Raw genomic sequence first — 12,047 nt, 5'->3', positions numbered from 1 at the left:
CGTTTCAGTCGGTTAAATAAAAATTGTGTTTAGCTAAAACTTAGTGAGAACTTTCACGCCATTGCTGACTTCTTGCCATAATTTTTCTGGTAAATAACCAGTGAATGAGTTTTACAACACATGAGGTGGTTAAAATCAAAATGCTCATCGCAACAGCAGCAACAGTATCTCCTGCATCATCCATATTTAAAACAGCTACAGCAGCTAAACTGGTGTCTGGTGAATAGAGGAAAATGGCAGCCGATACAGTCGTCATCGCATTAACAAAAACATAGACCGATACATCGCATAGCGCTGGAAAACACATGGGCAAATACACTTTCCAAAAGGTTTTCCACTTCGATGTTCCTAAAGTTTCTGCTGCTTGGTCGAGCTGTAGCGGAATTTGTTTAATCGCATTGGTTAAAGTCAGATGTGGCACGGTGTAATAATGCACAATGGTTGAAATCACCAAAATGGTCATGGTTCCATACAGCACATTTAACGGATTACTCTGCTGGTTAAAAAACAAAATATAGGCTATACCCAAGACCAGCCCCGGCACAGCAAGAGGTAATAAAACCAAAGCTTGCACATAGTTTTTAATAAGTGGATATGCTTTAAAACGTTCGGTTAATAGCGCTACCATAAAAATGAGTGCTGTTCCAAAAACAGTACTAAAGAGTGCCATGCGAATCGAGTTAAAGTACGCTGCCCAACCGCCACCATCGACATATTCAAAACTGTAATGTGCTAGGGTCAAAGACAAATCATAAGGCCAAGACTGAATGAATGAAGCCAGCACTGCCGTAAAAATAATCAGTAAAATCGAACCTGAAACCAACCCACAAAATAGGCTCAGAACAACTTCAAGTTTTTTATTCGATGCTGAAACATAAGGTTTAGCCTGAAAGGCTTGAAACCGTGCATGACGTTTGCTTTGAATACGATCGAAAATAAAGACGAACACTGCTGGTAGCAATAACAAGATGGAAATCACCGCACCCATGCTCATATTTTGCTGACCAATAATCTGTTTATAGACATCAAGCGCCATCATGTTAAATGAACCGCCAATGACTTTCGGAATTCCGAAATCGGTCAGCACATAAATTAAAGCCACCAAACTTGAGCTGATGAGTCCATAACGAATTGCAGGTAGCGTAACGTGATAATGCGTCTTCCAGATATTTTTGCCCAGTGACAAAGATGCCTCAATTAAACGCTGATCGACACTGCGAAAAGACACCATCATCAACATTAAAATTGCTGGAAATAGCCAAAAGCAGTAGCTGATTAAAATACCGATTGGACCATAAATTTGTATATCGCCCAGCAAAGGTTTAAACACACCTTGCTTACCAAACAAATAAACCAATGCCAAAGAAGGCAAAAGTGATGGCGCTAAAATCGGTAAAAAAGCCACTAATTTAAAGAAGCCTTTGCCTTTTATATTTACATTGGTGAGTGCAAAAGCATAAATACTGGCAAGAAATACTGTAATGACAGTAGCAGCACAAGCAACCCACACCGAGTTAAATACAGAGCTGAGTAAAGCTGGACTTGCAAAATAGTTATAAAAATTTTCAAGACCAACAAAATTTTGATTTTCATCAAAAAATGCAGTTTCAAACAACATCATTAAAGGAGCAATAATCGCTAAAGTTAAAGCGATCGCAACGGTTGCTAAAGCAACATTTGATCTTAACGAATATTCAATTTTTCGACGCGGCTGTGTTTTTAAAACCGCTGAAGCAGCTTCATTTAACATAGTGCGTACCCTTGTTCGTCAAAGACATGGATGAGCTGATTAGGCACTTTTATAAACATGAGTTCTTGTAAAGATTTGAACTTGGTATTTTCAATTTCAATTTGCAAAAGGTGTTTTGCCTGCTCAATTCCATCGATATGAATAGCGCAAAATAAACGACGCTTGGCACCTAAAAATTCAGTGCTTAATACTTTAACCGGCAAATACAACGACTCTTTATCACTACCGAAATCATCAACCAACTCGACAGCTTCGGGTCTAAAACCAATACTGTAATTTTCCCCTGCTTTAAGTTTTTGTTGCTCCAAATTTAGAGGAATAAAACCTAAAACCTCGAGCTGATTAACGACCGAACAAGTGGCTGCCAAAAAGTTCATGGTGCCAATAAACTTTGCAACGAATTGGGTTTGCGGCTTGTAATAAATATTGTGCGGCGTATCAATTTGTTCAATAACGCCATGATTCATCACCACAACACGGTCAGAAATGCTTAATGCTTCTTCTTGGTCGTGTGTGACCATAATGGTCGGCAAATTAAGCTGTGATTGAATCGAACGGATCTTTTGTCTTAGCTTTAGACGTACCTGAGCATCAAGTGCAGAAAGCGGTTCATCTAGCAGTAAAATATCAGGCTTCGGTGCAATTGCCCGAGCAAGCGCAACACGTTGCTGCTGCCCGCCTGATAATTGGTTAGGGTATTTTTTTGCAATATCGGGTAATTCAATCAGTTCTAATAACTGCTGAACTCGTTGGCTACGCTGTACTTTATCCCACTTTTTTTTATCTAAGCCGAAAGCAATATTTTCTTCAACGTTTAAGTTTGGAAATAACGCATAGTTCTGAAACACAATACCGCAGTGACGCTTTTCAGCACTTAGCAACGTAATGTCTGCGCCCTTTTTTATGACTTTTCCATAATCAGGTTTTTCTAGACCCGCAATTATGCGTAGCAATGTGGTTTTACCGCATCCAGAAGGTCCCAAAAAGCTCACGAACTCGCCCGCTTTCAGGTCTAAATTAATATGCGTTAGGGCCTGAAAGTGTTGGAACTTTTTTTGAATATCCACCACTTCTAAAACCGACGGACCATGTTCAGGATATTTATAGATCGTTAAGGTCGACAATAAATGCCCTGCTAACTCGGCCTTTTGATTTTGACCTAGCAGCGATGACTGCAATGACGAAGGTATTTGCATAATGAGGCCCTTATCCCAAAGATCACTTTTCAAAACGCTTTGACCATTCAGCCAAAATACGTTCACGCTGCTCGGCCGCCCAATAAAAATCATTTTTCACGAGCATTTGAGGAAGATTTTTCGGGAAGTCCATAGTAGTATTTTCAATGCCTTTATAGGCCACCATTGAAAAGTTATGGGCATAGGCTTCGTTTGCCGCTTTGCTTACCGACCAATTTATAAATTTTTGCGCGCTACTTAATTTCTTGGTTCCTTTCACAATTGCTGAGGCTTCCATTTCCCAGCCTAAACCTTCAGTTGGATAAACCACTTCTAAAGGTGCACCTTCTGCTTTTAACTTAAATGCCGGATAACCAAAAGAAACACCAATTGGAATTTCACCTTGTGCTGCCATCTTGCAAGGTTTTGAACCCGAGTGAGGATATTGTGAAATGTTTTTATCTAAAGCCTGCATATAGTCCCATGCCTGCTTTTCGCCCCAAATCTGCATCCAAGCCGTGACATCTAAATAGCCTGTGCCACTCGAAGCTGGGTTTGGCATCACAATTAAGTTTTTATAAATTGGGTTGGTTAAATCTTTCCAAGTTTTTGGAATCGGTAATTTACGCTTTTCTAATTCGACTTTATTGACACAAATTGCAGATTCCCATGCATCCATACCCGTCCAAGTTGGTACAGGTTTTTGACTTACAAATTCTGGTTTTAAATTTTGAATACCTTCAGGTTTAAAAGGCTCAAGCATGTCCTTCTTTTCCATGACCAACAAACTGGTTAAAGCCACACCAAAAACCACATCCGCTTGTGGGTTTTTCTGCTCTGCCAAAAGTTTCGCGGTGATTACACCAGTTGAATCACGTACCCATTTTACTTTGAGTTCTGGATAGGCTTTGTGTAATTCTTCTTGGTATTGCTTAAGCTGATCGGCTTCCACTGCCGTATAGACTGTAATTTCTTCTGATTGTTTTGATGTTGCTGATGAACATCCCATTTGAATAGTAACTACTACACCTAAAATTGATGCAGTGCCGAGTTTAATTGTCTGTTGAACATACTGTTTCATCTGCAAACCATCGAATGCAATTATTTGATGATCGTATTTCAACAGCTTTATATGACAGTTTAATTAATCTGGTTTAAACCAGATTGTATTTTTATGCTCGTGCTTCGAAATGCAAATCTAAAACATCGTGTAGCCAATATTCTTGGTCAACATCGGTAATCACGCCCTCTTCATTTCTGTTGCTACGGCAAATATATAAACCGAGCGCGCCCACATTGACATGCAGTGCTTTGGCCTGCTGTTCCGATAAAGCGGTTGGATAGAGGTTAATGTCAGCTCTGGTGATATGGCAGTTATATTGATTTGCCATCAGTAAAGTAATGGATTGCTTGAGATCATGAGTTAAAAACTCAGGGAAAAGCTCGGCATTCACCCTTAAATGTTCAACCAAAACAGGTCGTCCATTAATACAACGACGTCGCCAAACTGAATAAATCGGATGGCCTTTTTCAACTTTTAAATGCTTGGCATCCCAAGAAGTGGCCTGAGTCAGTTCACTCGAAATCATTTCTGTCGAAGGTTCATAGCCTTGTTCAATCACAAACTGATTAAAGTTTTTAGTCGATTGTGGGTGATAAATAATACGAGGAGAACGAACGTACCAACCACGGCGGTCTAGTCGATAAATCAGGCCATCAGTTTCCAAAGCCAGCAAAGCTTCACGTGCAGCAACACGAGTGGTTTGGAATTGTTCAGAAAGCACTCTTTCCGAAGGGAGTTTTGCGTGGGCTTCTAATACGCCAGATTCAATGTCATGGGCAATTGCATCGCGAATAGGAATATATTTAGGTATGCGTGCTTGGTCCTGTTCCATACAAACTTAGAATTTATAAATAAAGAAATTAATAGCAATATACTGAAAAAATATGACAAAAGCTTTTATTAATGCTGATCTTTTAAGCAAAACAATCTCTTAAGCTAGTACGACCCACTTAAATTTTTCTATAAAAAAAGAGCATTTTCATGCCCTTTTTATTTTTACTTAGTCTTTAGCTTGCGTGCTTAAAACTATCAATTTGCTTAATCTCATAAGGCAAACCGACATAATTTTCGGCCAATGTGGTTTTACCCGCAATCGAACCCAGTACATAACTCAACTCGGCTTGTTTAATCTTATGGTCAAACTCACTTTCAGTTTCAAAACGATGCAATAAATGAGTCATCCACCAAGAAAAACGCTCTGCTTTCCATACGCGTTGTAGGCATTTTTCAGAGTATTCATTTATACCTTGTTCAGAACCTTCGGCGTAATATTCAATGAGTGCGCTTGATAAATAAGCAATATCAGATGCAGCGAGATTTAAGCCTTTTGCTCCTGTTGGTGGAACAATATGCGCAGCATCACCTGCTAAAAATAGTTTTCCAAAACGCATTGGCTCGGTCACAAAGCTACGTAACGGCGCGATACTTTTTTCAATAGAAGGACCTGTCACTAACTTTTCACGGCTTTCAGGATCTAGGCGGTTTTTTAACTCATCCCAGAACTTTTCATCCAACCAGTCTTCGACGTGATCTGTTAAAGGGACTTGTAAATAATAACGGCTACGTGTTTCTGAGCGCATACTACATAAAGCAAATCCACGTTCAGACTGTACATAAATGAGTTCATCGGCTACAGGTGGGACATCGGCCAATACCCCTAACCAGCCAAACGGATAAACTTTTTCAAAGGTCTTAATTTTATCTTCAGGCACGCTGGCACGGCAGATACCATGGTAGCCATCACACCCTGCTATAAAGTCACACTGAATTTGAAAGGCTTTACCTTGGTACTCGAACTCAACTTTTGGTGCAGTGTAGAAATCTTTCACTTGTACATTTTGAGCTTCATAAAATGAAGTGAGCTGTGCTGCTTCACGCGCAGCCATTAAATCTTTGGTGACTTCGGTCTGACCATATACTGTCACTTGTTTTCCACCTGTGAGTGCAGCCAAATCAACCCGATGCTTTTCACCATTGGTTAAGATTTCGATGCCCGAATGTGGTAATCCTTTTTCTTTTAAGTTTTGGTCAACGCCTGCTTGTTTAAGTAAATCGACCGAAACTTGCTCTAAAATTCCTGCACGAATCCGTGAAGCCACATATTCAGCACTACGTTGCTCAACAATAATATGATCGATGCCAGCTTTATATAGAAGTTGCCCAAGCAATAACCCTGCTGGTCCAGAACCAATAATTGCAACCTGTGTCTTTAAAATATCCATAACTTCATCCTTGTTTCATCCTGACTTTTAAATTACTGGCTTTAAGTTTTGTTCACTATGTATCCAAGACGAAAATAACCGTTTATCATTTAGTTTGTCCGAATAGCGGACAGAAACAACCAAAATAACAGGAATGAAAGGATGCCTTCTCTCGATGCTTTTCTAGAGCACCCGAACTCGCATGAGAAAATTCGTCAAGATGACTACATTGCAGGATTAGCAAAAGGCTTGGCCTTATTGGAAGCTTTTGGAACAGATCGGCAACGGCTTAATGTCACTCAAGTGGCAGAACGAACAGGTATTAGTCGTACAGCGGCAAGGCGTTACCTAAAAACTTTAAAATACTTAGGCTATTTAGAAACAGATGAACATTACTTTTGGCTCACTCATCGCGTACTGCGCTTTTCGAGTTCTTATCTAAGCTCTGCCCACCTGCCTAAAGTTGCTCAATCATTTTTAAATCTTTTGTGTGCCCAGACGTCGCTGACTTTTTCGATTGTGGTGTTAGACGATAACGAAGTGGTGCCGATTGCCCGTAGTTATTTACCACAGCAAGATAATTTGCGCGTTAGCCCTTATGGCATGCATTTAGGAAACCGTCTCCCTGCCCATGCCACTTCCACGGGTAAAGTATTGCTGGCAGCACTACCTGAAGAAGCCCAACATACGTGGGTAAAAAATTACGGTTTAAAACGCTTAACGCCTTTTACCATAGTATATGAGTCAAAGTTTTTTGAAGTGCTTAAGGGTATTTCTTTATCGGATTATTGTCTTTCCAAAGAAGAACATGAACTTGGCGTAATTGCGATTGCAGTGCCCGTTTTTAACGCCCAAGGTCAAGCCATAGCAGCACTTAACTGCATGTCTCAAACTAACCGCGTACAAGAAGATTATTTGGTTCAGCAAATTTTGCCCTTACTGCGCAACACGGCAAATGAACTCAGAAATGTAATTTAAATAGACTTAGAAACTCTTGATCTATTAGAGATACAAGAGTTTTAACTCATAATTTTAAATAGCGAATTTTTTGACTTGTTGGCTTGCCAGATCTAAAGCATTGCTGCGATAGGCCTGCATGTCTAAGCCTTCTGCATAAATAAAATCGACGTCATGAATGCCCATTAGCCCTAACACAGCTTTGAGATAAGGCGTGACTGCCTCAGTTTCTTGGCCGACATGAATACCGCCCCGACTACTTACCACCACAGCTTTTACGCCTTCAACCAAACCTTGAGGATAAGTTTCGGTGTAGCGGAATGTTTGTCTGGCTCGTGCAACTAAATCAAACCAGTTTTTGAGTTGAGACGGGACATTTAAGTTGTACATCGGTGCGCCAATGACCAATAAATCAGTATTTTTTAATTCAGCAATTAATTCGTCCGACAAAGCAACGATTTGTTGAATGTCTTGATTTACATTTTCAGCCCCACGCAGCGCTTGGAAAATTTCTAGATCTAATACAGGCAGATTCATTTCAGCTAAATTGCGTATGGTAATGTCATCTTGCAAACCTTGGTCTTTTCGATATTCAAGCATGACATCAATTAGGCGATTGGTTTGTGAACCCTCACCCATAATGCTGGATTTTAATACCAATATTTTAGCCATGACCGTCTCCACGTTTTTGATGAAGCCATATTAACTCCACAATAAATTCAACAGTGGTGATATTATTTCATTATATTGGTTCCTTTTAGGCAACAATCATGCAACATGAGCTAAGTGCAATTTCTATATTTGTGACTGTGGTTGAAGCTGGAAGTTTTGTAAAAGCTGCCGAGCAATTGCATTTAACTCGCTCAGCCATAAGTAAAAATATTGCTCGGCTTGAAGAACAGCTTGGTGTAGTTCTATTTAAAAGAACTACACGTTCACTCAGCATGACTGACGAAGGTACTTTGTTTTATGAGCATAGCCGCCGAGCGTTAAGTGAAATACAAAATGCGGCGGCGTTATTAGACCAAGGCAAAATTAACGCAACAGGCCGATTAAGAATGTCTGTGCCAGTGCTGTTCGGGCAACTTTTTGCTGCCCCGCTCATGGTTAAATTTGCTCAGCAACATGCGGACTTACAGTTAGAAATTTCATTTAATGACCGAAATGTAGACTTGATCGAAGAAGGTTTTGATTTATGTATAAGAATCGGGGCATTGCCTGACACCACTCAGCTCGTTGCCAAACCGATTGGTGAGCATCGAATGCTACTTTGTGCCTCACCTGACTATTTAAATAAAGCAGGTCCCGTAGAACATATTGAAGACTTAGACCAGCACGCGACGATTGCCGATCCGCATTTTGGTCAAATGCAGAAATGGCGACTTCAAAAGGAAAATGACGAGCCTTTATTTATTAAACCCAAAGCAAAACTTCTTTTAAATGATCTGCAAGCTATTAAAAATGCAGCACTTGCTGACGCAGGTATTGCTTGGCTGCCCGACTGGCTCATTCAAAATGAATTACAGGATGGTAAGCTAGTACAAGTGTTAGAAACCATGTCGAGCACTGCTTTTCCGATTCATTTGGTATGGCCTACACTGCCTTTTATGCCACTCAAAACCCGTCTTGCAATTGATTATTTGGCGCAGCATTTACCCCCTGAACTGAACAAATAAGCTTAAAAATAAAAAAGCCTCGTCCACTTGAACAAGGCTTTTTTAATTATTCAAAGGCAACGTTTATTGCTCAGATTCAAACTCTTTAATTGCCTCTTTAGCAATTCGAAAGCTATCTACAGCAGCAGGCACGCCACAGTAAATTGCAACCTGCAAAAGCACTTCACGAATTTTCTCTTTAGGTACACCATTTCGAAGTGCACCTTTAACATGTAGTTTTAATTCATGCGGACGATTTAAAGCTGAGATCATTGCCAAGTTAATTAAACTGCGCTCAGGCTTACTTAATTCTTCACGCCCCCAAACAGCTCCCCAGCAATATTCAGTGACTAATTCTTGAAGAGGAAGATTAAACTCATCAGCATTGTTGATTGAATTATTTACATATTCTTCACCAAGAACTTGTTTGCGGATTGCTAAACCCTTTTCAAATTTTTCATTACTCATATATTCAATCCTCCAAACAAGGTGTATTTAATTTCCAGATAATCTTCAATACCGTATTTAGAACCTTCACGCCCTAAACCAGACTGTTTAATTCCACCAAACGGTGCAACTTCATTTGAAATAAGGCCTTTATTAATTCCGACCATGCCATATTCAAGCTGTTCACTCATTCGCCAAGCACGGCCTAAATCTTTGGTATAACAATATGCGGCTAAACCAAATTCAGTTGCGTTTGCCATTTCTACCGCTTGTTGCTCGGTTTCAAATTTAAATACGGCTGCCAGAGGGCCAAACGTTTCTTGAGTTGCCACATCCATATCAGCGGTAACATCTGCAATCAGTGTCGGTTCAAAAAATAATTCACCCGCAGTATGCCTTTTACCACCAACCACAAGACGACCATTTTTATCTAATGCATCTTGAATATGAGCTTCAACTTTTTTCACCGCATTGGCATTAATTAATGGCCCAATGTCATGCCCTGCTTCTAATCCATTACCAATATTAAAGTTTTGAATTTTTTGGCTTAAGGCAGCAATAAATTTTTCATAAATGCCTGCCTGCACTAAGAATCGATTGACGCAGACACAGGTTTGCCCTGCATTTCTAAATTTAGCAATGAGTGCTCCCTCAATTGCTGCATCTAAATCGGCATCATCAAATACAATAAACGGCGCATTGCCACCCAACTCTAAGGAAACTTTTTTTAAGGTTTTTGCTGAACGCTCAAGCAGCATTTTGCCAACTGGTGTTGAACCCGTAAAAGTAAACTTACGTACGACATCACTTTCAAAAATTGCATCACCAATATGAACTGCATCGCCTGTAATCACACTAAAAATTTCAGCAGGCACGCCGGCTTGCAGAGCTAAGTCCACTAAGGCCAAAGCAGTAAAAGGCGTTTCTGGTGCTGGTTTTACAATACAAGGACAACCTGCCGCCAAGGCTGGAGCAACCTTACGCGTAATCATGGCAGCAGGAAAATTCCACGGCGTAATAGCTGCAACGACGCCAATAGGCTGTTTATTTACAACAATACGAGCATCTGGATATGGGCTTGGAATAATATCTCCATACACTCGTTTTGCTTCTTCGGCAAACCATTCAATAAAACTGGCAGCATATAAAATTTCACCCTTGGCTTCAGCTAAGGGCTTTCCTTGCTCACTCGTTAAAATAAAAGCTAATTCATCTGCATTTGAAATGATTAAATCGAACCATTTTTTTAAAATAATTGATCGATCTTTTGCTGTTTTATTTTTCCATAGCGGCCAAGCTTCTTTGGCAGCTTCAATGGCACGCTCGGCTTCAGCCTTGCCCATATTCGGGACAGTACCAATAATCTCTAATGTCGCTGGATTTAAAATTTCGGATGTTTGTTGATGGTCTGCATCGCACCACTTTCCAGCAACAAAAGCTTGCTGACGAAATAAAGCGAGTTCATTAAGCTGCATGATCATTATCCTATTAAGATCTTCTGCATTGATAGTGGAGCGATACATAAATTAAATAGCTCACCATCAACTTTGTATTATGGCATACCAAAAATTAATTTAAAAAAATTTTCGGTATGCCCGAATGTTTAAATGTCTTTAGAAATAATAAAACAGCGTTAAGTTAAGCAACTTATTCCACTGGTTATCATCCCCTTTTGCCAATGAATCTTGAGTCCCACCAATGAATGGGTCATTTTTACTCATGATGTATTCAGCCACCAAAGATAGCTGTTTATGGTCAATAGACACACCAATAATATTACGAATCGAATCTTTCATACTGTCCTGATCTTTATCGTAATGGCTGTACATAAAGTACGGCGTAATGTTTCCGATTTGCTTAACATTTTTGAAAGAATAACCAACATCTGCTGTATAGAATGTTCCTTTGTTAGCTACATAATATTCACTGTCGTAAGAGCCCATGAGCGACTGATTAGGATTAAGCTGATCCTGATTAGTTACATCATTTTTACCGCCAGTAAGGGTCACATTTAAATTGCCATAATTGGCTTTACCAAAAAGTGCCCATGCATGACGCCGCCCATCACTCGAAGCAGTTTTATTTTCAATATCGGATGTCCAATAGGAGCCACCGAGTTGTGTGGTTAAACCATTAATTCCAAGATTTATATCTTGAGTCACTCGGCCTACCCACATGTTCTTTTCTTGCAAATCGGTTTTATTCGGATCGTCTGAACTCACATAATTTGCAGTGTAGCGACCTGAATCTTGGGTAGAACCTGTGTAGTTCCCACCATCTACCGCAAAATAACCCACATCAAACTTGGTTGCTGTCGGCAATTCAAAATGATAATTCAAACCAAGATTATGAACATCTTCTAAACCTGCGGTTGTGCTCATACTTCCATATAAGCTATTACCCCAAAAACGTCCCGGCCCAAATGGAATCGGCTGAACACCTGCCACCACTTGATCTGTTTTATTTAATTTGTACCCTACATAACCATCAATTAACGTAGAAAAATCACATAGACGGTCATATTGATAACAACGATATTCCGCATGACCAAATAACGGTCCACGCTCGTAGTCCAGTTTTAACTGCGCAGCATCAAAACGAATTTTTTGATCAGAAGCAGACTCTCCATAGTGTTTATCTTGATAGTTAGCGCGAACATAGCCGGATACGGTGAGCTTGCCGTATTCATCATCGGTGTTTCCAAAACTTATACCTGCGTAACTCGGATAGATTACAGCCATTAATGCTGTGCTTAAAGCTGCTTGTAAATAGCTTTTTTTCATTGTGGGATTCCTTTCA

Annotated in this window: 11 protein-coding genes; 2 read left to right on the top strand and 9 right to left on the bottom strand. The window is 40.0% G+C overall.

Annotation, left to right across the window (positions count from 1 at the left end):
* Positions 1-40: 40 nt before the first annotated feature.
* From NQ782_RS03900 to pobA, 5 genes are all read right to left on the bottom strand, one after another.
* Positions 41-1,750, bottom strand: a complete 1,710-nt coding sequence (locus NQ782_RS03900; RefSeq protein WP_057094534.1) for a putative 2-aminoethylphosphonate ABC transporter permease subunit — start codon at positions 1,748-1,750, stop codon at positions 41-43.
* Positions 1,744-2,946, bottom strand: coding sequence for an ABC transporter ATP-binding protein (locus tag NQ782_RS03895; RefSeq protein ID WP_057094536.1), 1,203 nt, complete (start codon positions 2,944-2,946; stop codon positions 1,744-1,746). The genes NQ782_RS03900 and NQ782_RS03895 overlap by 7 nt, the downstream gene beginning before the upstream one ends.
* Positions 2,947-2,968: 22 nt before the next feature.
* Positions 2,969-4,006, bottom strand: coding sequence for a putative 2-aminoethylphosphonate ABC transporter substrate-binding protein (locus NQ782_RS03890; protein WP_017816167.1), 1,038 nt, complete (start codon positions 4,004-4,006; stop codon positions 2,969-2,971).
* 91 nt (positions 4,007-4,097) lie between these two features.
* Positions 4,098-4,820, bottom strand: a complete 723-nt coding sequence (locus tag NQ782_RS03885) for a UTRA domain-containing protein (RefSeq protein WP_002157417.1) — start codon at positions 4,818-4,820, stop codon at positions 4,098-4,100.
* 175 nt (positions 4,821-4,995) lie between these two features.
* Positions 4,996-6,210, bottom strand: a complete 1,215-nt coding sequence (gene pobA / locus NQ782_RS03880; RefSeq protein WP_057094538.1) for a 4-hydroxybenzoate 3-monooxygenase — start codon at positions 6,208-6,210, stop codon at positions 4,996-4,998.
* Positions 6,211-6,351: 141 nt separating this feature from the next.
* On the opposite strand from pobA, the gene pobR reads away from it, so the two are divergent.
* Positions 6,352-7,167: an IclR family transcriptional regulator PobR gene (gene pobR, locus NQ782_RS03875; RefSeq protein WP_057094539.1), complete on the top strand. Its 816-nt coding sequence runs from the start codon at positions 6,352-6,354 to the stop codon at positions 7,165-7,167.
* Between the two features lie 54 nt (positions 7,168-7,221).
* Here the strand turns inward: pobR and NQ782_RS03870 are convergent, their stop codons facing one another.
* Complete coding sequence (locus NQ782_RS03870) at positions 7,222-7,818, bottom strand: NAD(P)H-dependent oxidoreductase (RefSeq protein ID WP_057094541.1); 597 nt, start codon at positions 7,816-7,818, stop codon at positions 7,222-7,224.
* A gap of 98 nt (positions 7,819-7,916) precedes the next feature.
* On the opposite strand from NQ782_RS03870, the gene NQ782_RS03865 reads away from it, so the two are divergent.
* The gene (locus NQ782_RS03865; RefSeq protein ID WP_001163450.1) at positions 7,917-8,822 is read left to right on the top strand and encodes a LysR family transcriptional regulator; all 906 of its coding nucleotides are present in this window, start codon (positions 7,917-7,919) and stop codon (positions 8,820-8,822) included.
* Between the two features lie 63 nt (positions 8,823-8,885).
* Here the strand turns inward: NQ782_RS03865 and NQ782_RS03860 are convergent, their stop codons facing one another.
* The 3 genes from NQ782_RS03860 to NQ782_RS03850 all read right to left on the bottom strand — a co-directional run bounded on the left by NQ782_RS03860 (position 8,886) and on the right by NQ782_RS03850 (position 12,031).
* On the bottom strand, positions 8,886-9,269 hold the full coding sequence (locus tag NQ782_RS03860) for a carboxymuconolactone decarboxylase family protein (RefSeq protein WP_000064100.1): 384 nt from the start codon (positions 9,267-9,269) through the stop codon (positions 8,886-8,888).
* Entirely contained in the window at positions 9,266-10,723 is a 1,458-nt protein-coding gene (locus NQ782_RS03855) for an NAD-dependent succinate-semialdehyde dehydrogenase (RefSeq protein WP_086267432.1), read from the bottom strand. The genes NQ782_RS03860 and NQ782_RS03855 overlap by 4 nt, the downstream gene beginning before the upstream one ends.
* A 138-nt stretch (positions 10,724-10,861) precedes the next feature.
* The gene (locus tag NQ782_RS03850; RefSeq protein ID WP_032046157.1) at positions 10,862-12,031 is read right to left on the bottom strand and encodes a hypothetical protein; all 1,170 of its coding nucleotides are present in this window, start codon (positions 12,029-12,031) and stop codon (positions 10,862-10,864) included.
* Between the last annotated feature and the right edge of the window lie 16 nt (positions 12,032-12,047).

Origin of the sequence: Acinetobacter sp. BD54 (assembly GCF_044778325.1) — a bacterium.
Classification (GTDB): domain Bacteria; phylum Pseudomonadota; class Gammaproteobacteria; order Pseudomonadales; family Moraxellaceae; genus Acinetobacter; species Acinetobacter baumannii.
This window is presented reverse-complemented; position numbering and strand designations above follow the sequence as displayed.